The sequence below is a fragment of the Nitratireductor aestuarii genome, from assembly GCF_014641695.1.
Classification (GTDB): Bacteria; Pseudomonadota; Alphaproteobacteria; order Rhizobiales; family Rhizobiaceae; genus Chelativorans; species Chelativorans aestuarii.
Genome location: NZ_BMIF01000001.1, coordinates 57892 through 80093 on the forward strand (window position 1 = coordinate 57892; position 22202 = coordinate 80093).

25 protein-coding genes and 1 pseudogene are annotated in these 22202 nt (G+C 60.5%); 10 read left to right on the plus strand and 16 right to left on the minus strand.

The genetic code is table 11. From position 1 onward, the window contains the following. Nucleotides 1-44: 44 nt before the first annotated feature. Nucleotides 45-1241, plus strand: a complete 1197-nt coding sequence (locus IEX27_RS00325) for an MFS transporter (protein ID WP_188718948.1) — start codon at nt 45-47, stop codon at nt 1239-1241. 76 nt (nt 1242-1317) lie between these two features. Here IEX27_RS00325 and IEX27_RS00330 read toward each other — a convergent pair whose 3' ends face one another. Genes IEX27_RS00330 through IEX27_RS00345 form a run of 4 tightly spaced genes read right to left on the minus strand, consistent with a single transcriptional unit; the run spans nt 1318 to nt 4581 of the window. Beyond that, nucleotides 1318-2223 carry a phosphotransferase family protein gene (locus IEX27_RS00330; RefSeq protein ID WP_188718949.1) on the minus strand — a complete coding sequence of 302 codons (906 nt, stop codon included), beginning with the start codon at nt 2221-2223 and terminating at the stop codon, nt 1318-1320. 5 nt (nt 2224-2228) lie between these two features. Next, nucleotides 2229-2642: a DUF4345 domain-containing protein gene (locus tag IEX27_RS00335; RefSeq protein ID WP_188718950.1), complete on the minus strand. Its 414-nt coding sequence runs from the start codon at nt 2640-2642 to the stop codon at nt 2229-2231. A gap of 18 nt (nt 2643-2660) precedes the next feature. Further along, nucleotides 2661-3893 carry an FAD-dependent monooxygenase gene (locus IEX27_RS00340; protein ID WP_188718951.1) on the minus strand — a complete coding sequence of 411 codons (1233 nt, stop codon included), beginning with the start codon at nt 3891-3893 and terminating at the stop codon, nt 2661-2663. 55 nt (nt 3894-3948) lie between these two features. Next, nucleotides 3949-4581, minus strand: coding sequence for a flavodoxin family protein (locus IEX27_RS00345; protein WP_188718952.1), 633 nt, complete (start codon nt 4579-4581; stop codon nt 3949-3951). Nucleotides 4582-4663: 82 nt separating this feature from the next. Between IEX27_RS00345 and IEX27_RS00350 the strand changes: the two genes are divergently transcribed. Continuing rightward, a complete protein-coding gene (locus tag IEX27_RS00350; protein ID WP_188718953.1) occupies nt 4664-5038 on the plus strand; it encodes a winged helix-turn-helix transcriptional regulator in 375 nt (124 codons plus the stop codon). Nucleotides 5039-5317: 279 nt separating this feature from the next. On the opposite strand, the gene IEX27_RS00355 is transcribed toward IEX27_RS00350, so the two are convergent. Next, entirely contained in the window at nt 5318-6226 is a 909-nt protein-coding gene (locus tag IEX27_RS00355) for a LysR substrate-binding domain-containing protein (RefSeq protein WP_244630165.1), read from the minus strand. 111 nt (nt 6227-6337) lie between these two features. Between IEX27_RS00355 and IEX27_RS00360 the strand changes: the two genes are divergently transcribed. Next, a complete protein-coding gene (locus IEX27_RS00360) occupies nt 6338-7210 on the plus strand; it encodes a PhzF family phenazine biosynthesis protein (protein ID WP_188718954.1) in 873 nt (290 codons plus the stop codon). A gap of 35 nt (nt 7211-7245) precedes the next feature. Here the strand turns inward: IEX27_RS00360 and IEX27_RS00365 are convergent, their stop codons facing one another. The 4 genes from IEX27_RS00365 to IEX27_RS00380 form a co-directional block, all read right to left on the minus strand. Continuing rightward, nucleotides 7246-7836: a DUF1989 domain-containing protein gene (locus tag IEX27_RS00365; RefSeq protein ID WP_188718955.1), complete on the minus strand. Its 591-nt coding sequence runs from the start codon at nt 7834-7836 to the stop codon at nt 7246-7248. A gap of 50 nt (nt 7837-7886) precedes the next feature. Further along, entirely contained in the window at nt 7887-8633 is a 747-nt protein-coding gene (locus IEX27_RS00370; protein ID WP_188718956.1) for an alpha/beta fold hydrolase, read from the minus strand. 77 nt (nt 8634-8710) lie between these two features. Further along, complete coding sequence (locus tag IEX27_RS00375; RefSeq protein ID WP_188718957.1) at nt 8711-9721, minus strand: saccharopine dehydrogenase family protein; 1011 nt, start codon at nt 9719-9721, stop codon at nt 8711-8713. 13 nt (nt 9722-9734) lie between these two features. Then, nucleotides 9735-10739, minus strand: coding sequence for a Rossmann-fold NAD(P)-binding domain-containing protein (locus tag IEX27_RS00380; RefSeq protein ID WP_188718958.1), 1005 nt, complete (start codon nt 10737-10739; stop codon nt 9735-9737). Nucleotides 10740-10873: 134 nt separating this feature from the next. Here IEX27_RS00380 and IEX27_RS00385 point away from each other — a divergent pair, with 134 nt between their 5' ends. The 6 genes and pseudogenes from IEX27_RS00385 to IEX27_RS21245 all read left to right on the plus strand — a co-directional run bounded on the left by IEX27_RS00385 (nt 10874) and on the right by IEX27_RS21245 (nt 15359). Continuing rightward, a complete protein-coding gene (locus IEX27_RS00385; RefSeq protein ID WP_188718959.1) occupies nt 10874-11473 on the plus strand; it encodes a TetR/AcrR family transcriptional regulator in 600 nt (199 codons plus the stop codon). Between the two features lie 133 nt (nt 11474-11606). Beyond that, nucleotides 11607-12497: a LysR family transcriptional regulator gene (locus tag IEX27_RS00390; protein ID WP_188718960.1), complete on the plus strand. Its 891-nt coding sequence runs from the start codon at nt 11607-11609 to the stop codon at nt 12495-12497. 97 nt (nt 12498-12594) lie between these two features. Then, nucleotides 12595-13023, plus strand: coding sequence for a carboxymuconolactone decarboxylase family protein (locus IEX27_RS00395; RefSeq protein ID WP_188718961.1), 429 nt, complete (start codon nt 12595-12597; stop codon nt 13021-13023). 2 nt (nt 13024-13025) lie between these two features. Next, entirely contained in the window at nt 13026-13919 is an 894-nt protein-coding gene (gene sigJ / locus IEX27_RS00400; RefSeq protein ID WP_188718962.1) for an RNA polymerase sigma factor SigJ, read from the plus strand. Continuing rightward, nucleotides 13916-14314 (plus strand): annotated as a pseudogene (locus IEX27_RS21635) (MFS transporter); the annotation flags it as partial. The gene sigJ and the pseudogene IEX27_RS21635, both read left to right, overlap by 4 nt. Continuing rightward, nucleotides 14301-15359, plus strand: a complete 1059-nt coding sequence (locus tag IEX27_RS21245; protein WP_280516447.1) for an MFS transporter — start codon at nt 14301-14303, stop codon at nt 15357-15359. The pseudogene IEX27_RS21635 and the gene IEX27_RS21245, both read left to right, overlap by 14 nt. 132 nt (nt 15360-15491) lie before the next feature. Here the strand turns inward: IEX27_RS21245 and IEX27_RS00410 are convergent, their stop codons facing one another. Both IEX27_RS00410 and IEX27_RS00415 read right to left on the minus strand, forming a co-directional pair. Then, a complete protein-coding gene (locus IEX27_RS00410) occupies nt 15492-15755 on the minus strand; it encodes a DUF2798 domain-containing protein (RefSeq protein WP_188718963.1) in 264 nt (87 codons plus the stop codon). 2 nt (nt 15756-15757) lie between these two features. Next, nucleotides 15758-16660, minus strand: coding sequence for an NmrA family NAD(P)-binding protein (locus tag IEX27_RS00415; protein WP_188718964.1), 903 nt, complete (start codon nt 16658-16660; stop codon nt 15758-15760). A 104-nt stretch (nt 16661-16764) separates the two neighbouring features. On the opposite strand from IEX27_RS00415, the gene IEX27_RS00420 reads away from it, so the two are divergent. Further along, entirely contained in the window at nt 16765-17658 is an 894-nt protein-coding gene (locus IEX27_RS00420; RefSeq protein WP_188718965.1) for a LysR family transcriptional regulator, read from the plus strand. Between the two features lie 80 nt (nt 17659-17738). On the opposite strand, the gene IEX27_RS00425 is transcribed toward IEX27_RS00420, so the two are convergent. From IEX27_RS00425 to trbL, 5 genes are read right to left on the minus strand one after another with little or no spacing between them, the layout of a single operon-like run. Beyond that, complete coding sequence (locus tag IEX27_RS00425) at nt 17739-17990, minus strand: DUF2274 domain-containing protein (RefSeq protein ID WP_188718966.1); 252 nt, start codon at nt 17988-17990, stop codon at nt 17739-17741. A gap of 2 nt (nt 17991-17992) precedes the next feature. Further along, nucleotides 17993-19186 carry a TraB/TrbI/VirB10 family type IV secretion system protein gene (locus IEX27_RS00430; protein ID WP_188718967.1) on the minus strand — a complete coding sequence of 398 codons (1194 nt, stop codon included), beginning with the start codon at nt 19184-19186 and terminating at the stop codon, nt 17993-17995. Further along, nucleotides 19183-20169 (minus strand): P-type conjugative transfer protein TrbG, encoded by a 987-nt coding sequence (trbG, locus tag IEX27_RS00435; RefSeq protein WP_188718968.1) that lies wholly within the window; start codon nt 20167-20169, stop codon nt 19183-19185. The genes IEX27_RS00430 and trbG overlap by 4 nt, the downstream gene beginning before the upstream one ends. Then, nucleotides 20166-20849, minus strand: coding sequence for a conjugal transfer protein TrbF (gene trbF / locus IEX27_RS00440; RefSeq protein WP_188718969.1), 684 nt, complete (start codon nt 20847-20849; stop codon nt 20166-20168). Before trbF ends, trbG begins: the two co-directional genes overlap by 4 nt. After that, complete coding sequence (gene trbL / locus IEX27_RS00445; protein WP_188718970.1) at nt 20849-22201, minus strand: P-type conjugative transfer protein TrbL; 1353 nt, start codon at nt 22199-22201, stop codon at nt 20849-20851. Before trbL ends, trbF begins: the two co-directional genes overlap by 1 nt. Between the last annotated feature and the right edge of the window lies 1 nt (nt 22202).

A 22202-nucleotide genomic window follows, 5' to 3' on the forward strand; every position in this document is an offset into this window, starting at 1 on the left:
ACGTTGTGACACGTCTAGTACCTTGCGCATGAAGGAGAGCCCTCATGGAAAAGCAGGCGCAAGCACTGGATCAAGAGAAAGCTAGCAACACGTTGCCAATCGCAGTTCTCGCGTTCTGTGCATTCGCAGTGACGACTGCTGAGTTTGTCATCTCTGGCATTTTGCCTGAAGTGGCACAAGATCTCGGCGTTACAATCTCGTCTGCTGGGCAACTTGTGACCGCATACGCAATCGGTATGATTTTAGGAGGACCGGTTCTCACGATCCTTACTGCCCGACTGGATCGCAAGCGCCTTATGGTCGGCTTGCCCGCGGTCTTCATCGCTGGAAATTGCTTGGCTGCTCTCTCGCCAAACTATCTTGTTTTGCTTGGAGCCAGGTTTCTTTCTGGTTTGGCCGTCGCAACCTTTTTCGCGCTTGCCATAGTAGCCGCAGCGTCGCTTGCTGCCGTTGGCAAGCAGGCCTCGGCGATTGCCCAAGTTGCCCTTGGCTTCAACCTCGCGATGATCCTCGGCGCGCCGCTGGGAACCCTCCTAGGCCAGCAGTTTGGTTGGCGAATAACATTTGTTGCGATCGCTTCGATGGCAATTGTGGGGGCATTGCTGCTGATATGGCTTGTCCGGATTTCGGTGCCGCCTGCGACGGGACCAGTCCTAAAGGAGCTTCGGGTCGTAAAGTTGCCAGACTTTCAGCTCGCTGTGCTTTTGACTGCAATTGGGAATGCCGGCGCACTCATGTTCTTCGTCTATCTGGCCCCCATATTGGTCACAGAAAGCGGTTTCACACCGGCAGCCGTTCCAATCCTCCTGATGGCCTACGGCCTCGGTGCCGCGATCGGCAACATTGTTGGGGGGCGTCTATCGGATAGAGCGTTGTTTCCCTCGCTAATCGGCCTGCTTATCCTGTTGGCTGCGGTCTTGGGGACTTTTTCGCTCGCGGCTGGTAATCAGTTGGCTGCTGTTTTTCTTGTCGGCGTTACTGGAGCACTGGCATTCTCTGTGATTCCGGGGATGCAAACTGCGGTGTTGATGGCAGCCCAAGGGGCCCCGGCGCTCGGCGTAGCGTTGAACGCATCCACGTTTCAGATCGCGGCCGCGACTGCCGCTTGGCTGGGTGGATCATTGATCGAGCAGAAGTGGGGATTGTTGTCGTTACCAATGATTGGGGGCGGCATCACTTTACTCGGAGCTGGTTTGGCCGTTGTGCTGCTGCTTCGGACAACTGCCGGCAGGCGAGAATAGAGAAACTGCTGACCCGTGGTAGTGATAGCTTCGGCGTACGCGCGAGATAGCTTCATTCTTCACACAAACTGCGGGTCTAATCGGCTTCTTGCACCAACTGTTCACACCGCGCGATTGTCCAAGCGACGTCGTCGGTCAAGCCTGCCACCAGGCATTCGTGCAGATGATGAAGACCGATGTGTAGTTGATAGCATCGCAAAGCGGTCGAACTAGCCAAAGCGCGCGATTGCTGTTGAAGGTAGTTCGCCTGGTGCTCCATGCACGGAAGCCATGAACGCCAAAAGAAGATGTTGGCCACGTCGTATAATGGATCGCCGATCATCGCCTCGCTCCAGTCGATTACTGCTGTTATCTCTCCCTTGGCGGCCAGCACATTGTTCGAGCCAAAATCCGCGTGAACGAGGCTACGGGTTTCCGGGCAGTGTTCGGCCCAACGGAGAAGGAGGCGTAGGTAGGTACTCAGGCGTTGCCGATCGATTGCCCCATCGAATTTGCTCCAGTCACGATGCGAAGGATCGGCAATTCCTACGAGAAACGCTCGCCAACTTTCATACCGGCCGACACCGTCCGAGCCGAATGGTCCGTAGCCGCGCATGTTCGAGATGTCCGCGTTTGCGATCTGACGCATTGTCGCCGCGACGGGCTGCACCAACCGCGAAAGCTCTTCCTCCGGGAAATCTTGCAAGGTACGCCCCGGCGCTCGTCGGGAAATGCAATACGCAAAACCCTTGTCGAACTCGCCGATGCGGATAACCTCCGGTATGGGAAGATGCTCGGACGCGAAGTGCGTGTGCGCGTAAGCGTCCTTTAGAAAGCCTTCGTTCCCGCGGTTGATACGCAAGACATAGTCATCATGGCCGTCGCGAAACGCGAGTGCCTTCGATTCCATCCCCTCAAAGACCGGAGTAGTCCGACGGATGTCGGTGAAAATATCCGATAGAAACTTGGCGATATCGGCATCATCGATATCCGGTTTCTTCATCAACGTTACCTCAGTTCAGTTTGGCGGCGTACTAGAGTTTTAGAGTGCCAGAGCGCGATCAGAGGCATGACAACGAGTTCCACGAGAGTGGCGATCATAAGCGGTGCCGGAGGAAGCCCCGCCGCAAAGGCGGATATGAGCCGCCCGACGCCACCGAGAAACAGCCCAGCGCATAGGATGCGGAACCACAAAGCGTGCGCTCGAAGATCCCGCGCCGCGATGAAAAGCATGATTCCAAATGAGAACCAGATTGCGCCCCAAAACCTCACCTGGCTATCGACGACCGGATCTTTGGAAGCCGCCTCCCCTAGAGCAGACCCGCTGATTGAGAAAATCGACGCACCGAGGATGACGTCCATGGCGCCCGTCAGCATTGGCACTGCTGCCAGGGCCATTATAGCCGCCTTGAGAAGGTTCATCGCGTTCCTTTCCATCCATCATTCCCGAACATGAGGCGGGTCGAGCGGAGCCTCAGCTATTGCACGCATCCCGACGACAGCCTTCCCTGGCAAGAGCGGCAGACGGCCTCGTATTGCCCTGGGAAGCGCCATCAGAATTGGTGCGGACAAAAAACTCAGGGCGATGGACAGCCTCGACGTCGGGATCAAGGACTTCACCAGGACCGGGCCGATCTGTCGACTTTTCTCGACGATCGGAAGAACATCACGCTCGTAGGCAGTCAAGGCATGAGCCGGATCGTCTGCAGCATTGGCGATCTGTCGGGCGAGCATATACGCGCTGACAACCGCCAGACTAGTTCCGCCACCGACAGCGGGCGAGGGGCCGAATCCGGCGTCTCCCACGAGAGCAATTCGCGATTTCACCCAACCGCCCATCAGGATTTGACTGAAGGGCTCGAAATAAAAGTCCTGGGCCCCATCCATCCCGGCCAGCAGCTGCGGCACCAGCCACTCGTCCTCCTTGAAGCGATCGCGAACCAGGCGCTTGTGCCCGTCTGTGTCGCGGTGATGAAGATTGATCGGATCTCGGCTGCGGAAGAGGAAGCCTACGCCAAGCTCGTTGGACTGACGTATCGGGAAGACGGCGACCGTTTTGTCCGGCACCACATAGCGATGGATGGCATTCTTCAGTCCCATCGTATTCGGGATGGTATAGCCGCAGATGTAACCACCGATGTAGTTGGTAAATTCCGCTTCTTTGCCAAAGGCGAGATGACGCGTGTTGGAATGCTGTCCATCTGCGCCGACGACGAACGAAAACTCACGATCGGTCCCGCTCGTGAATTCTACCTGCACCTTGTCCTCGCGCTCCTCGAGTTTCGAAATGGAATTGCCAAACATGAACTCGACGTCACCAGCGACGGCGCGGTATAGCGCGTTGACCAGTTCGCCTCGCATAATTTCAAGGTGACGATCTGCGAAGCCGATCTCGAGCCGTCGCAGGTCCATGTGCAGGGGAGGGCGTCCCGGCGTTATCATTACGCCGCGGTCGTTGTGTGTACCCGCCGCCTGTAGCTCTGGCAGCAGCCCCATTCGATCGACGACCTCGACTGCGGACCCCCACAGATCGACCGGATGACCGCCCTTTCGGATCTCAGGTGCGAGTTCTACGATGGTAGGCTTAACGCCGCTCCGTCTAAGCCACCAACCCAACACGAGACCGGCAATTCCGGCGCCACTGATCAAAGCTGTCTGCGGTTGATCCGTCATAGCTTAGTCGCGCCCTTGCCACGAAGCACCGCGGACGGCGTTTCCAAATGCCTCTTCATCGCCGCCACATCCGCGCCGGACGTTCGTCATCAAGGCAGTAATCGCTTGCATGCGCCGAGAAGAACGTCCGGCCGAAAGACCGTGCCGCCGCGACAGGGTCAGTTGGATCGCGCGAAATGTCGCCACGAGCATTGCCGCGCCCGTGCACGACTCCGATAAATGTCGAACGCGTGTAGCGGCAAAATTCCTGTACCTGATGCACGATTCCCGCCGAATTGGTGGGGAAGGTCTCTTCCGAGCTGATCAAGAGACCAATCCGCTTGTTCAACATCGATGTTTTCGTCGAGGTCGATCTTGGGTGCGAGGCTGCGACGTAGCAGAACATCCGGTCAAAAAACGACTTTAGCTGCGCGGACATCCCGTACCAGTAGATCGGAGTGGCCGCGATAAAGCCGTGGGCCGGTAAAAAATGACGGGTGAACATCTCATGGTACCCATCGTCTATTGAGCATTCCCCGTCTGCGCGCCTGCATCTCCTGCAATCGCGTAGAAAATCCGTGACCACATCGTCAGCGTACACCATCTCGGCTTGGTGCCCTGCGGCTTTGAGACCTTCCACCGCGGCGACAGCGAGCGCGGATGAATTGCCGTCTCTTCGCGGGCTCGAACTGAGAACAAGTGCCTGCATGTGCGCCTCCTAACTTGTGGAGTGCTTAAGGTGGCCGTATAGGTTCTTCAAGGCAAGTACACACCTTTTGGTTCCTATGCGAATGACCGATTCAGAACCCAGCGTCTTCGATGCGACTTGTTCGGCGCGTCACGCGCTTGAGATAATTTCAGGCAAGTGGGCGATCCTCATCATGTCGGCGCTCGGAGAAAGCCCGATGCGCAATGGCGAATTGATGCGCCGCGTAGGCGGAATCTCGCAGAAGATGCTGACGCAAACCCTTCGCGAACTCGAAAGCAACGGCCTGGTTGTGCGAGACGATCGAGGGACGGTCCCGCCAAACGTCGAATACCGGCTCAGCGGATTAGGACAATCGCTAACATCGACACTGAGTGTATTGGATCGTTGGGCTGAAGAGAACTTTCCAGCCCTGGATGCTGCGCGGGAGCGGTATCTGCAGCAGAATCCCAAGCGATGAGCAGCAGCAAACCCACAAGGGAAATCCTGATGCGACCCGCGGCTGGACAAGATGCATTCAAGCTTCCGGACATCGGCCGGCTTCGCGGGGTTGCGGATGACGACGCGCAAACCGTCGAACAGCATCCTCATCGGGTGCGGCGTATCATTGGTGGAGCGGATTGATCATGGGGCCGTTGCTTTCCTCAACGGCGAGATATCGGAAGGCTCAATTCTTGACAGTGAGAGGATCGATGGGTGGCCAGTCGAACAGCGCTGCGCGATACTGAAGGTGCTGAGATCAGCTGGGACTGGTCCCGTCAGCAAGTGCTGCCTGGAACCAATTCCGCAGCCTAACGACGTCCGGGCGCTCTGCGAGCGTTTTCGCGCAGACGAAATGGTAGCTGTCGCCCGGTAGCAAATTCGAGAACGGCGCCACGAGGAGCCCGGATTCGAGCGCATCCGCAACCAGTACGCGGCTCAGCAACGCGACTCCACGGCCGGCAAGAGCGGCCTGCACCGCAAGCGTGCTATCGGGAAAATGCTGACCAGCGCGTGCGCTGACCGTATCTAGGCCCGCTTCGCGAAACCAGCGATCCCATCCTGGTGAAGGGGCGGGGCGGAGCCGACCGTCGACATGGAGCAGCGGTGCGTTTTGCAAGTCGCTGAGGGTGGCAATGGAGAGGCTTGGGCTGCAGACGGGCAGAAAGACATCCTTGCAAAGTGGCACGCTGGGATCAGCATACGGGCCGCTCCCGTAACGAATTGCGATATCAACCTCGCCTGCGCGTAGAACCGCGATCTGGTCGGATACATGGAGTCGTAGCTCCAGATCGGGCTGGCTATCCCAGAGCTCTGCGAGGCGGGGTACGAGCCAATGGTTCAGAAATGCGCTTGTTGATGACACGGTGAGAGCGGAGGGTTCTCCCTGTTCGATGACGCGCCTTGTGACAGCGGCAATCTGATCGAGACTGGTGCCTACCACGTCGAACAGGAGCAATCCCTCCGGCGTGAGCTTTACGGAACGCGGGCTCCGGTTCAGGACACGTCGGCCGAGGAAAGTCTCCAACTGTCGGATCTGATGGCTGATTGCGGTTGGCGTAACGGACAGTTCCGCTGCGGCATCCTTGAAGCTTGAAAGGCGGGCGGCCGCTTCAAACGCGCGCAGTGATGGCAATGGTGGAAGATATGGACGTTTCATGATGATCATGGTTCATCTTAACCGTGAAAAGTTCGACTTTGACACGATGGAAAACACAAGATCAAATCCAAATGATCGAAACTATGAAGATGAGCATTATTCATCAAGAGAGGCTGGCGGATGCGCGAACTCATTGCCGGATTGATCGACGTATTCGCTGATGAACCACTGACCGGAAATCCCCTCGCGGTTGTGGAGGATGGCGACGGATTGAGTGACGACGAGATGAAGCGGATCGCTGGTGAGTTCAATCAGGCGGAAACCACGTTCATTCTGAAGAGTTCTCGCGCGGATCGGAAGCTGCGCTCCTTCACCGCGAACGGCTCAGAGGTTTTCGGTGCCGGTCACAATGCCTTGGGTGCCTGGCTTTGGCTGGCCGAAAAAGGCGCGCTCGGCGCGATCGATGATGAACCTATATTCCACCAGGAAATCGGTGCTGACGTGTTGCCGATCACGCTGACACGTGCCGAAGGTCGTATTCATGGGCGCATGCGGCAGGCTCCGCTAAAGCTGTTGCCAGCTATCGGCGATGTGGCGCCGCTCGCTGCGGCTCTAGGGCTTGAGACAAGCATGATCCTGACCTCGCCGCCGCCTCGCCCGGCCGATACCGGCGCTGCGCACCTCATGGTGCGGGTCAGCGACAAAGTCGCGGTCGATCAAACCACCCCGTCCCAAGCATCGCTGCTTGCCGTTCTGCGCGAAGCGGGGGCTGAAGGTTGCTATGTCTATGCCATCGACGCGAACGCGCCGGCAAGAGCTTACGCACGGTTCTTCAATCCCACAGTGGGCCTCTGGGAAGATGCTGCGACCGGTACAGCGGCGGGACCGTTGGCCGCCTATTTGTCATCCGAAGGAGTTATCACCTCTGGAACGCTTGCCATCGAGCAAGGTACGAAGATGGGGCGGCGCAGCATCCTCAGCATCAGACTTTCACCCGACCCCGAGCTATCGGGCACGGGAATAGTCGTCATGCGAGGAACCCTGCACATCTAGTATGCCGCAAGCATTGCCGCCGCATCCGCTCACGATCAGAGCAGTTGCACCTCTATCGCGGTGCATTGCGAACCGTTGGTGGGATGAAAGTCGACCGAGCACGCCGTCAGCACGATCAGAAGGTCAGTCTCGGCGCGCAGAACCACGTAGCCTCCCGGAGGGTTACGAGAGGCAAGCACCTCAAGCCGACCATCGGGCTGTGGGGTCGAGTTCTGGAAGAAGTTGACGGGGTCGGGTACCGACGGGATCTCTATACCTTCGCTGTCCAGTACGCTCATGAAATTGTCATGGCAGTTCGGGTGGTCGTGCAGGCCTTCCCGTTCATAAAGTGCGCGATTGCACGCGGGAAATAGCATGTCGTGAGGTCCTGGTGATTGATCTTCCACCAGGGTCAGAATCTTTTGGCCGCGAACGCTAAAAAAGCTCTCGCCCACAGCTGGAAAAAGCCGCTCATTGATGTCTCGGGTCTGGGATACGCTGAGCCAGTCAATCGGATCATCTGGGACGATCGCCCACATATCCGAGACCTGCTGACCTTCCGGGTCAATGATCTTGATCGTCTCTCCTGCCTTGAGGTGAAAGCCTCGCCCGCTCTGCGGCGGAATTGTATGTGTTTGCGTCGTCATAATAGATGTCTCCTCGGTCGTTTGGGGCGTTGATTGGCAAGTGGCGTCAGTCAGCTGCTCGCCGCCACGAGCGCATTGGCCACTAGTTGTGGCGCTACCAACGGCCCACAGTGATTGGTGTCGATTTCGCGATAGCGCCAAATAGGATGCTGCTTGAAGCGACCGGCGATCGGACCCAGGATTGCGTCGAGCGAACTACCATCCGCAGTACAGCGGATGAAGGTTCGTGCCACCGAGCCCTTTTCATGGTTCGTCAAGTGGATCGGCTGTCTGTAGGTCTCAACTGGTTGTGGACTTGCAACGAGCCGGTCCAAATACCAGCCCCGCAGCTTCGCATCAGGGATCCAGAGACGTTCTTCCGCGTCGAGACTTTCGCGACTGCCGAAGGATGCACGCCAGCCGTCTCCATCGCGTTCTGCAGAGGCTTGCATGTGTCGGCGAAAATCCTCACCGGCGATGTCAAAGAGGGAGTGGCCGTGCTCGGGAACCTCTGCATCGAGGTAAATGACGTGTGACAGGCGGTTCGGTAGCTGGTCGGCCACGCCGGTGACGACGATGCCTCCATAGCTCCAGCCCACGAGGACAACGTTCGTCAGATCCTCGTGCTGAATCAGTTGAACGATGTCCTCGATATGGGTGTCGAGATTCACATCCGGCCGCGCGAGATGCTTTCGATCTCCAAGGCCGGTTAGCGAGGGCGCCCAGACGCCATGTCCTCTCGCACGAAGCTCACCCGCAACAAACTTCCAGGCCCAGCCACCACCCTGCGCGCAATGGACGAGAACAAAATCGGACATAGGAGGAACCTCGCTGTTCATTGCTACCAGAAATTGTGGGTCCGACCGCAACCAGTGCCGCGATCGGGGTTAGTTGGTCACGCGGCGCGAACGGTAACGCCGAAGGTCTCCAAACGCCTTATCAGATGCGCCGGCTCGATCAGCGTTTCGGGAAGGAATAGGCCCATTTCGGGGCTGCTGCGGCCCGCAAGACCGAGCAGGGTCTCGATGGCGACGGCCGCGCCGCGTGCGCTCATAGCGGCATAGCCCTCTGGATCAACAAGCTCATACCGGAACCGAGCGGACTCTCCACTCTTGCGCTTTCCGGTGATCTCGATGATTACCTCGTTGGAGGGACCTTGCCCTTGCTTGGTCGAGGCGACCAATCCTGCCGCCAGGTCGATCCGCACGCGCGCCGCACGGGTGGCCGAGCCAAGACTGAGAACATCCTGCAAGCCTGCGGCGTGCCCTTCGTGCTGGCTGCCGTCGACGGTTGTGATCGTCCGCTTGGAGAGCGGTTCGCGCGCCCATTGCCAGCGTCCGCCTTCCTTCACGAGCGGCAGTGGGCCGATCTTCGCGATGCGCTCGAGATCCTTGCCCGAAACAGCGCCGAATGGATCGCCGGGGTCGAAAAGGATACCGACTTCGATTGCCTCGACGGTGTCGAATTCCTGCGCAAAGTGCAGGGCGGCGAGGGTTGGGGAGCCACCATTGCTGTGACCGAGCAGCAGGATCGGTGAAGCCTTCGGATGATGGGCATAGTGTGCAACGATCGGTCCGAGCTCGAACACGCCGTCGGAGAGGGCGATGTACGGGACACCCAGCGCCTGGGCATAGCGCAATGTGTTGAGCGAGTGATCCCTGAGCGCGGTTGCAACGACACTGAACCGGGCGCCGGGATCAAGGCCAAGGTCGGGCGATTTGATGTCCACTTTGACGGTCGTGGCATTGCCGACCTCGGCCGCGAGCGTCGTGGCCTTTTCCATGTCGCGGGCGCCGATCGTGATCGGCAGTTCCGGGTGGAGCTTGCGCAGCATCCTCGTCGTGCGGGAGCCAAGGCTCCCGGTGCCGCCGAGGACCAAGACGGGGTGGTTTGCTGTAGTGGTCATGTGAAGGGTTCCCTTATTGGCGGATATCGAAGCGGGCGCCGATCGCCTTCATCTCATCGACGAAGTAGGCGGGATCGATCAGCAGTTCGGGTAGATAGAGGCCTGCAGCAGGGGCCTTGCCACGCAGGCCCAGCAGTGCCTCCAGCCCCAGCGCGACGCCGAGAGCCGTGAGTGGTGCCTGCCCCTTAGGGTGCACGACCTCGATGTGCGACGACGTCGCGGCGCCGTCCTTGGAGCGACCCGTGATGTCGATGATTGTTTCGGTCGAGTAGCTCTCGCCACGGCGGCGGCTGGCCGACTCCCCGTATGCCAGATCGAAGCGGATCGATGCGGCTCGGGTGGAGGTTGCAAGGCTGAGGACGTCGAACGGCGAGTACACCTGGGAGGGCAGGGCGGTGCCGTCCACGCTTGTCACTGTGCCCTTGCCTTCATCCGCGGTGACCCAGACATCCTCTCCTGCCTGAACGGTCAAAGAAGCCGGAGCGACCGACGTCAGCCGGTCGAAATCATCCGCCGCGGCCGGTCCGCCTATATCCTGTTCGTCGAGAACGACGCCGATGCGAATGGAGTCGACCTTTTCGTATCGAGATGCGGCCTGAAGCGTTGGAAACACCGCCGCGCCCGCCAGCCACTGGCTGGCCAGGAGGACGGGGGCGCGGTCGGGGTGATGGATGAACAGCGCCGCTTCCGGACCGATCTCGAAGGTTCCCGTCGAGATGTCGACGTAGGCAATCCTGTTGTCGAGCGCATAGCGCAGGGAGTTGAGGCTGTGATCCTTCACGAACAATGCGATCGCGCTGTAGGCGGGCTCCGGTAGGCCGAGGTCCGGACGTGACAGGTCCACGATCGTGGCAGTGGCATTCCCGAGTTCGTCAGCCGTCTTTTGCGCCCGACCAAGGTCGCGACCACCAATAACAATGGGCAGTTCAGGATACCGGCGCCTGAGTTCGTGGGCGGCTTGGGACCCGACAATGCCGGACCCCCCAATAATGAGTACAGGGAGCGTTGTGCGTGGCATGCGTGCTGTCCTTTTCGAATGCGCTTGCAACCAATTATTACTCTTGGTAAGCTACTGCACGTAACCTACTGAGGGTAAGTTATGGTGACGTGCATGGGCTCCGTCAAGGGACAAAAGCGAATGGATGATTGGGAATGTCGGTAAGCGAGAAGACCGAGGGCAAGCGTCGGCTCACCAAGGAGGCGCGCCGGGAACAGCTCATCGAAACCGCGCTCGAGATTGTCCGAGAGCACGGAGCCGACGCGCTGACGCTCGGCTTCCTCGCGGAACGGGCTGGCGTGAGCAAACCGATCACCTACGAGCACTTCGAGACCAGGTCGGGGCTCCTCATTGCCCTGTACCGGCGCATCGACCAGCAGCAGGTCAAAGCGCTGCAGAAAAGTCTTTCCAAGGACGGCCGTCAGCTTCAGGACACGGCGCGACTGATCGCACGCGCTTACATGACCTGCCATTCGGCGTCCGGACCTGAAGGACATGCGATTTCCGCGGCACTGATGGGTGACCCGCAGATGGGGGCGGTCCAGCAGGAACTGGTCGACAATTGCGTCGGGATTTTCGCGGATGCCTTAGCGCCATTCTCAAATCTATCGCGTAAAGCCCTTCAACAGCGTTGTGTCGGTATCGTCGGAGCGGCTGAGGCGCTGTCCCTCGACATGACGCGGGGGCGGATGACGCAGGCAAGCGCTATCGAAAATCTGTCAGCTCTGCTGATGACCGGGATCGATCCGATTTAGGGCCAATCGAGGGACGCCGCGAACGTTCTCGCGCCATTGGGGGCTTAGATGAGAGTGCGCACAACGAAAAGTCTTGGGACCAACGGTATTCAGAAGCGCCCCACTGCGTTTTTTGGCAGGTCGGATGACGGATTTGTCCTTTGATCTGCGAAATCTCAGATACGCAAAGTGCGTCGCCGACGTCGGAAGCATTCGCCGAGCGGCCGATGAGCTCAATCTGGCGCAATCCACTATAAGCCGCCGCCTTCAACAGCTTGAACATCGCATTGGCGCGTCGCTCTTCGTTAGGACAGCCAACGGCACGACGCTGACACCTGCTGGCTCGCGTTTCCTTGAGCGGGCGGAACTAGGTGCGCAGCAGATGCATCGCGCAATCGATGATATCCGGCTAGTCGAACGAGATTCTGCGGGCGTATTGAGTGTCGGCATACCGCATGCATTTCCGGCGGAATTTTTTCGGCGGATTTTTCGCCCCTTTCGCCAGTGCCTGCCGAACGTGCATGTCCATGTGAAGGAAGCCGCCGCGGAGGCCCACCTCTATGCGGTTGCCTCTGGTCACCTCGATATCGCGTTCGTGTTCGGTGAGGTGACCCGGAAAGGGTATCGCTGCAAAAGGATCTTGAATGAGTTCCCACTGCTGGCGCTTCCGAACGAGCACAGGCTTGCGAAGTGTGAAGGTATGAAGTGGGAGCAGCTCGCTTCGGAGACGTTGATGCTGACGGATGATCCCGCTGGGAAGGAAATAGAATCCTATGTGATCCGAAACTCTTCGAAGTGGGGCGGTAAACTCAGGATCGTCCGGCACTCGATCAGCCAAGAGAACCTTCTTGCGCTAATTGCCAGTGGCATGGGCATGACGGTCGTACCGCAGTCAGCAGCCATGCTGGATCGGCCTGGCGTTGCGTTTCTTCCCTTTCGGGAGGAAATCGAGCCGCTCATTTACAACGCGGTCTGGCGAGCCGAGCGACGACTCCAGCCGGTCCTATGCCGTTTTCTTCGGCTGCTCGAGTCGCATTCCGCTTAGTCGATAAAATCAAGACAATAATTCGGTAGAACACGTCACAAACCACAGTGCTTGACCGTCATGTGACCATCAATCGACGAACACATGAGGTCATCAAATGTCGACGAACCCGATCAACCACTACAAATCGATTCCCGGCGTATTCAGCGCGCTTGAGAGTGTCCACACCGCCATCGATACCCACGGCCTCGATCGGGCGATCCATCATCTTGTGCAATTGCGGGCCTCGCAAATCAACGGATGCGCGTACTGCGTAAAGATGCATACCAGGGAAGCACGCGACGACGGAGAAACGAACGAGCGGCTCGACCGCCTGGTCGTGTGGCGTCACGTTCAGGACTTTTCACCTCAAGAACGTGCCGCTCTTTCCCTGACCGAGGCGCTGACGAAGGTAAATCCCGACACTGACTATGGCGACGTTCGTGCTGAACTGAGAAGGCATTTCAGCGACGCGCAGATCAGTGCGCTCGTCGCCACGGTCGCCATGATCAACCTCTGGAACCGCATCCAGATCTCGGCGCACTGAAAATGGAGGAGCATGATCTTACCTCGCAGTTCGAGGCCCACCGAACTTTCCTGATCGGCCTCGCATATCGCATCCTCGGGACGTTCGCCGATGCCGAGGATGCCGTGCAGGACACCTTCGTCAAATGGCACCAGGCGGATCGGACGAAGATTCTCAATCCCCCCGGATGGCTCACCGCAACCTGCACGCGCCGCTGCATCGACATCCTGCAATCGGCGCAGCATACCCGTGTCCAGTATTTCGGAAGCTGGTTGCCGGAACCCGTCCAGTTGACGAGCGACGACAATCCGGAAGCTGGCCTGGAGCTTTCATCGTCGCTTTCCGTCGCATTCCTTCTCGTGCTCGAACGGCTCGCTCCGAAAGAGCGCGCCGCCTACCTCCTGCATGAGATATTCGACCAGCCGTATGCTGACGTTGCCGCCCACCTGGGCATCGAGGAAGCGGCCTGCCGTAAGCTTGTCTCACGCGCACGAACGAACATTGGCCGGGAAAAACCACGCAACCGCGTGCCGCGAGAGCGCCAGCGCGAGCTCTTGGACGCGTTCCGTTCCGCCGTTTCGACGGGGCGGACCGAGCAACTGGCGGCCCTTATGTCCGGTGACATTGAACTTCGCGCGGACGGAGGCGGCAGGGTGCCCACGCAGGCCGCTCCCATTTTCGGGGGCAGCGGCGTCCTGACGTTCATCAGGGACCAGCTTTCCGGCTACTGGGCGGCATACGATTGGCGTCCCACGGCCATCAACGGGGCGTTGGGCGCGCTGTTGCTGGAGGAGGGCCGAATAGCGGCGTCCGTCAGTTTCGCGTACGACGACGGGGGCAGCATTTCTGGCATCTACATCACGCGCAATCCGGAGAAGCTTTCCCGCCTCGATCATATGAAGGTAGCACTTCAATGAGCGAGGCAATCAGGAATTCCGCGGCTGACGCGGCCGCTCCGGCAAGCTGGCTCGAACTGCTATCCGGGGGAAATCTCGTCAGGTCGCTTGCACTGAGTGGCGGGATCGCACTTCACGCCATCAACGTATACATCTCGACGACCATCCTCCCGTCGGCCGTGAGCGAGATCGGGGGCTTGGAATTCTATGCCTGGAACACGACGCTTTTCGTCATAGCGTCCATCATCGGCGCTTCTCTTTCGGCTCCTTTTCTCGCCCGGATCGGACCCAGAGCGGGGTACATTGCGGCGGCCGCGTGCTTTGCATGTGGCGCAACGGTTTGCGCCTTGGCCCCATCGATGAACGTGATGCTCCTTGGGCGACTCGTTCAGGGCATCGGTGGTGGTCTACTGCTGGCTTTGCCCTACGCCATTATCCGCAGGGTATTTTGCCGAACACCTTTGGGCGCGTGCCATGGCGCTCTTCTCGAGCATGTGGGGCATCGCGACGCTGCTGGGACCTCTAGTCGGTGGTGTCTTCGCAGAGTTCAGCTTGTGGCGCGGCGCGTTCTGGGCACTCGTTCCGGCGTCGTTCCTGCTCTCCGTCGCCGCCGCGCTGGTGCTTCCCAAGGCGCTCGACCGACGAGAAGCCAACGCGCGAGTTCCAATCGCTCAGCTGGCGCTGCTTGGCGTTGCAGTTCTCGCCGCTTCCTGGAGCAGCCTGGGACTTGGCCCGATTGCGACCGTGACAAGCATGATCATCACGCTGTTGCTCATCCTTGTGCTTGTCGTGCGCGAGGGTCGCGTCAGTAAAAGGCTTCTGCCAAGCGGGACCTTCTCGATCGGGTCTCGCTTGGGTTCGCTCTACGCAGCATCGGGGCTGCTCGCAGTCACCGTCACATGCGTTGAGATTTTCCTGCCGTTGTTTCTGCAAGAGCTGCACGGGTATTCGCCGCTCGGTGCGGGGCTTCTCGCTGCCGTCATGTCGGCCGGGTGGACGATAGCTGCGATATTCAGTTCTGGATTGAGCCCACAGGGGCAAGGTCGCGCTCTTGCCGCCGGGCCCGCACTTTCCGTGGCGGCGGTGTTGGTACTCGCCCCCTTGGTCGCAGCCTCTTCTGTTAACGGAGGAGTCCTCAGCCTCATCTTGCTGGCTGGGATCCTGATCCTGGCGGGCGCCGGCGTTGGCCTGGCCTATCCGCACCTGGCAGCGCGGGTGTTGAAAAATTCGCCCCCAGGTGAAGAGGACACCGCTGCATCCGGGATCATGACGGTACAGCTTTGTGCGACTGCTTTCGGAGGAGCTATAGCGGGCCTCACGGTCAATGTGGCAGCAAGCGGCACCGCAGGAGAGGTCAATTTCTCGAACGCGGCGTTCTGGCTATTCCTTGTCGTGGCGATCGCGCCGGCGGTTGCATTCCTCATCTCGGTGCGGTTGAGGAGGTCCTCAGTGAGGGGTTGAACCGCCTCGTCTGTAGGAAAGACGCCCGTCCGCTTCAGGCGGACGAGCGCCATCTTGCATGTCACGCGTCTGGAGTGCGGTCCTGGGGGCAGGTCGGCTCGCGCGAGGTGAGGAGATGGCGCGGTTTCTTGTTCATCTCGGTTGCTCGACGAGGGCCGCCACGATCCGCCGCACGACGGGCAGCACCATGATGAGGGTTGGGAAGCCCACCACCCACGACACCAGCCAGGCATTTGGCCAGCGAGACCCGAACTGCGCGATGGCACCGACGGTCATGGCCGTCGATACCGCCGACACCACGGCGGACATCAATATGGAGAGTACGAGCGGCATGACGACCCATCCGTATTTTGGAGAGAGCTTCCGGCGAGCGGCTCGAGATTGCGTGTTCGGCATAGTCATTGGTTTCGTGTCGTCCTGTTGGAGGAAATCGATGTCTGCAGCGCGAGTTGACGGATGTATTGGCGCAGCGATCTTGGCTCTCGTCCCAAGGCGGCCCGCAGGGTGAGACTGTTCCCGCCGAGTCCGTATTTCGCGTAGTGCTCGTGAACCTTCGAAAGAAGCTGCAACTGGCTGTCGTCGTAAGGAAGCCTGGACGCCGCAACCCAATCGCCGAATGTCGACTCCTCGGCGCTGATCGGCCGGGAGAGTTCCTCTGTCATGATCGCAGCGACCTCGGACCGGCTGTGCATGCCGGCAGCGAGCTCGAGGGTGGCGTAGGTAAGGGTCGGCCCGGTGAGGGCGATCGCTGCAACCTCCGCCACATCGCGATAGTCTACTCGCGCAATGCTGACGTCTCTGGGGAACGGCTCCGAGAACTGACCGGTTTGCAGAATGGACGGCCATGCGAAGCCGATGTTCTGCATGAGGTTCGCGGGGTGCAGGATGGTATATTCGAGCCGGGACGAATACAGCGCTTCTTCCACCGGGATCTTGCTTGCGTGATTTTTCAGGCGTGTGTTGGTCGGCTGGATGACCGATGAGAATACGAACTTCGACACCCCTGCGCGCTGCGCGGCGTCAACCAACGCGACGCCCATCGTTGCCTCGTCCGGGGCGAATGCCGGCCCAATGTGAAAGACACCGTTCACCCCGGCCACGGCGTTCGCCACGCTCGTGGAATCCCTGAGATCGCCGATGGCCACTTCCGTCGCGCCGGCGGCTTTCGCCGCATCTGCTTGCGCCGGATCACGGACCAGGGCTCGCACCTTGGCACCTCGCTTGACGAGCTCGGGGACAACATATCCCGCGAACTTGCCCGTCGCACCCACCGCAAGAACCGTCTGAACTCCTTTTGTCATCGCATTCGCCTTCGTTCGTTGATCGAGGCGTCAAATTAATTATTTCGATAAGCGAGACAACGCGTACAACGTGTGAGTCTTAATCAACAAGTTCGAGATTATCGATGAGCCGGATAGAGGATCTAGAGACATTTGTCGCGATCATTGATGCTGGCAGTCTGACGGGCGCTGCAAGAAAGCTGGGCCGGTCATTGCAGGCCGTCAGCCGATCTCTTGGCGCGCTCGAAAATGACGTCGGCATCGAACTCATTCATCGGACGACGCGCCAATGCAGACCCAACGAGGCGGGGCAAGCTTTCTACCAGCGCGTCAAGCCCGCGTTGACCGATATCATCGAGGCACGATCGGAGATTTCCGACCGGCGGCTAGAACCGAGGGGCCTTCTGAAAATTGGAGCCCCGACGCTCTTCGGGCCGGATTTCCTTGTTCCGATCATCGCTGAGTTCATGCGCAGCTATCCGCAGATCGAGGTCGATCTGCAATTGACAGACACGTTTGTTGACCTGGCGGCCGAAGGGTTTGATCTGGTCGTACGCATCGCGCAGCTGCCGGACTCGGGACTTCAAGGAAAGAGACTGGGAGCCTTGCGCAGAGTGGTGTTCGGGGCACCTTCCTATCTGAAGGATCGCGGGATACCGAAGCATCCAGGAGAACTGCGTGACCATTGCTGCGTCGTCCGAACGGTCGACAGGCAGCCCGGGCAGTGGACCTTCAGGGCAGGGGGGCGGCCACGAAAATTCAGCGTAAACGGCTCGTTCCGATGCAACTCGATGGAGGGCATATACAGCGCCGTACGGTGCGGGCTTGGATTGGGCTACTCGCCGCTTTGGCAAATCAAGCACATGATCGACAACGGTGACGTGCAGATCGTTCTCGAAGACTATGAGCCGGAGCCGGTCCCCATCCACGTGCTTTGGCAAGAGAACAAATTTCCGCCGGCTAAGGTGCGCGCTTTCGTAGACCTGCTCGCCAAACGACTGTCACTTGAGGGTCTTTGAGGTGGACGTCGCGACGAGTGCCTGAACCGGCTCCAGGCAGGAGCCGGTGAGCGAACGTCCGGCGCCATATTCCCTGTGTATCAGTCCACATCTGGCGAATTCGCCCCCGGCGTACGGCGGATTTTTCGCGCCCTAGCGAAGCCGCGATCTGTCTGCATGAACCGGGCAAGCATTGGTCCAATCAGCTTCAATGGATCTTTGATTTCCTGGCTGGTCTCGCGGGCCAGGACTTCGGCATAGGCGACGAGATCACCATGAAGCCCCGCTGGAAGTTCAATCGTCACCTTTACCGGTTTCTCATCTGGAATCCGGCCGAGTTTCAGTTTCGTCATGATCACCCTCCATATGGTTCAAGGACGAGATCGCGTGTTACGATCACACGCACCGGAAATCCCGGTCGGATTGTGAGGGTCGGCGCTACATTGAGTTGGCGACGGATGATCTGTTGTCCCGCGTCATTGATGGTGTCCTGGCCACCATCGCGAATAGCTTGGACGAGCCGGTCCTCATCGTCGGTGGCGAGTTCGGCGCCGATGCTCAGCAACGTCGAGAAACCCGCCGACTTGGCGAGATCCCACCAGTGGTAGTCCACCCCGTCCTCAAGGCCGGCATAGCCTTGGGTGTCGGCGCCCGGTTGGCGCTCCAGCACGATCGAACGTCCGTTCGGGAATATCAACCGGTTCCAGACGAGCAGGATGCGGCGCTGACCGAAGCCGACATCGTTGCTGTACTCGCCGATGATGCGGGTGCCTTGCGGGACGAGCAGGAGGCGGCCTGTCGGGCTGTCATAGATACTCTCGGTGACCTGCGCCGTGATCTGACCCGGCAGATCGGAGCGGATGCCGGTGATCAGGGCCGCCGGAATCACCGCGCCGGCCTGCAGCACGTATGGTGACGCAGGCGGCATCACGCGGTCGACCGCGACCGTGCGGCGATCGACGCTGGCGTTGAGGAAAGCCGCTTGCCGCTCCTGGGCGGTCGGGCTGGATTGTCCCGCCAGTCCGAGACCGGGCAGACCCGGAAGGGGAGCGCCGTCACCATACGTTCTCGACGCGGCTGCCGCTCGCGTTTCGGTCTGGAAGAACACGCGCGATGTCCGCGCCGCTTCCTCCTCGGCCAGCCTGCGCTGTTCCTCTGGGTCCACCGTCGGTGTGGCGACCGGGGGCGGAACGACGGGTTGACCGCGGTTCTGCGCAGCGAGAATTGGACGCCCTAGATCACCCGGAAGAGGCGGACCAAGAACAGGGCCGGTATAATCGCTTGGCAGGCCCGCCAGCCCGTCCGCGGTGGGCCGATTCTCGGTCGAATAGAGTTCTTCACCGCTCCTGCCGGCGTCTCGGGTCTGGAGCGCATAGATAAGCGCGCCACCGATGCCGATGGGCGCGACCAATGCCAATCCCGCCAGGACCTTTCGCGAGAGTCGTGTTACGCGTGGTGGCTCTGCGCGGAGCCGCATTGATGCCGTCGATGGTGTCTGGGATCCTGTCAGGGGGAGGTCGCCCTCGGTTTTGGCTTCGTTCTCGCTCATGACGAGGGCCTCCCATCGGTGCGGACGATCCGGACGATCTGCTGGCGGTCTCCGCTGCCAAGACGCAGCTCGGCTGCGCCGAATAGTCGGTCGACAATAAGGATGTTCTTGTAGATGCGGCTGTTGACGATCTGGGCTTCGCCATCGGAGCCGACGGCGAAGAGTGGCGGCATCTCGCCTTGGATAATGCCGCGCGGAAATTCGACATAGACGTGCCGCCCATCGTCATAGACGGAGATCGGCCGCCACGGCGGCGTGTCACCGGTCATCCCATAGCGATAGTTGCGCGCTGACATCACGGGGATGACGGGAGTCGCGGGCACGCTCTGCCGCTGTGAGGCAGGTGGCTGCGGATAGGCCCAGGCAACCGCCGGCATGTAGGGTCGCTCGCCCGAGCGCAGCTCAATCATGTAGATGCGCCGGTCGGTGGTGATCACGAGATTGGTTGAGAGATCCGGCCGGGTTGGCTTTACCAGCACATGCACACGACGGGTGGCGCCACTGCCGCTTTCGGTGTCGCCGATGATCCAGCGCGCCGTGTCGCCGGCAGCGATCGGACCAGCGCCGGTCAGGCTCTCGCCGGGCTCGAGCGCGATGCTGGTGATCTGTCCGGGCGCTGCATAGATCTGATAGAGGGCTCCTTCGCTCCAGGGATAGATCTGGATCGAGTTGTAGTAGCCCTCGCGGCGTGGCTCGACCCGCGCGGCCGCATTGGCGTTCTGCACACGGCCCGTTGGCGTGGTAGCAGCGGTTCCACCTCTCGCTGGCGTCCAGGCTGGGGGAATATGGAGTGGGCGGGGTCGCTCGTCCGAAACGGCGGCAGGAACCGGCGGCAAGGGTGGAACATCGGCGTCGTAGCTGATCTGCGGCGGCTTCGGCACCGTCACGCAACCGGCGAGCGCCGTGGCGGAAAGCAGGATTGCCGCAAACGCAGCTTTGCGGAAAGGTGGCTTGCCGGCTCTACGGAAAATCTGCCGGTTCATTGGCCCATCTCCCGCGACCAGTTGATGGCATTGACGTAGATCCCGAGCGGGTTCGCCCGTAGTCGCTCGGCGTTGCGCGGCGACTGCACCACGATGGTCAGGATCGCCGTCCAACGCTCGGTGGCGGCGAGCTGGCCGTTCTCGTAGCGACGCTCCGTCCAGGCGATGCGGAAGCTGTCGGGAGACGCGCGGATCACGCTCGAGACTTCGATCGCGACCTGCTGTCGTCCTACTCTCGTAAAGGGATCGTTGGCGCGGGCGTAGTCGTTGAGCGCTGCGGCGCCGCGATCGGTAGTGAATTCATAGGCGCGCAGCCAATTCTGCCTCACGATGATGGCATCGGCGGGGATTGACCGGACCTGCTCGATGAAGCGGGCGAGATGGAAGGCTATCTGCGGATCGGTCGGCTGATAGGCGGTGTCAGCGGGCGCTACCGCCTGCGCCTGGCCGAGCTGGTCGACCTGCACAACCCAGGGCACGATAGTGCCGCGCGCCGATTGCCAGACCAGCGCTGCGGCGAACCCAGCCGACAGGAAGATCGAACCGAACGCCATCAGGCGCCAGTTGCGGGCTTGCACGCGGGCGGAGCCGATGCGCTCGTCCCAGACCTGCGCGGCGCGCTGATAGGGCGTCTCGGGTTCGGGGGACTTGCCGTAGTGGGTGGAAGGTCGTTTGAACATCAGCGATCGCTTTCGGAGAGATTGACGGAAGAGCCGCCGCCATGGCCTTCGCCGGAGCGGACAGCCTGTGCGGTCGCTTGAGCGGCCTGCGTCATCTGCTGATAACGGCGCATACGCTGGGCCCAAGCGGGCGGACCGTCGGTCTCCGCGGCCGGCGCGGGTTCACCGGCATCGCCGCCGATCGTTCCACCTGTTGAGGACCCGCCGGTAGTTTCCAGGACAGCGCGTCCGCCGGCATCAAAGCTTGAGCGCATGCTCTCGGCCGTGCGTGTCGCGGCACGGCGCAGCGGCGAGGCCGCAGCGCTTCCGGCGGCGCGAGCTACGCCGCCGAGACCGGAGGCGACGCCCGCGGCTCCCGACCGGCCCGCCGCGCCGAGACTGTAAGCGGTCGAGGCGCCACCGGCGAGCGCTGCACCACGCCGAACCGCCGCCGCTGCACCTCCCGCGAGAGACGCACCGCCCGTCGCAGCCGCACCGACCGCACCTGCGCCGAGGCCGACCATGCCGCCGGCGGCAAGGCCGGTGCCTACGGTCGCACCGGCGCTAAGCTGTGGGCCTCCGGAGACGATGCCCGAGGCGATCCCGGGGCCGAAGATGCCGAGGCCGAGAAGCGAGAGCGCCGCCAGCACGATGGCCATGGCGTCGTCGATCGACGGCGTTGCGCCGCCGAACCCCTGGGTGAACTCGGAAAAAAGCGTCGAGCCGATGCCGATGATGACGGCGAGCACCAGGACCTTGATGCCGGAGGAGATAACGTTGCCGAGCACGCGCTCGGCCATGAAGGCGGATTTGCCGAACAGGCCGAAGGGGATGAGCACGAAGCCAGCCAGCGTTGTCAGCTTGAACTCGATCAGGGTGACGAAGAGCTGGATAGCGAGGATGAAGAAGGCGAGCAGGATCAGCGCCCAGGCGAAGAGCAGGCAGGCGATCTGGATGAAGTTCTCGAAGAAAGAGATCCAGCCCATCAGTCCGGAGATGGATTCAAGCAGCGGCCGGCCGGCGTCGAGGCCAGTCTGAGCCACCTTGCCGGGTCGCAGCAGGTCCGCGACCGAGAAGCCAGTACCGGACGCCTTCAGACCGAGGCCGGCGAAGCTCTCGAAGACGATGCGGGCGAGGTTGTTCCAGTTTCCGATGATGTAGGCGAATACGCCGACGAACAGCGTCTTTTTCACGAGCCGCGCGATGATGTCGTCGTCGGCGCCCCACGACCAGAACAGCGCGGCCAGCGTGACGTCAATGACGATCAAGGTCGTCGCGATGAACGCCACCTCGCCGCCCAGGAGGCCGAACCCGCCATCGATGTAGCGGGTGAAGACCTCGAGGAAATGGTCGATGACGCCGGTGTTGTTCATG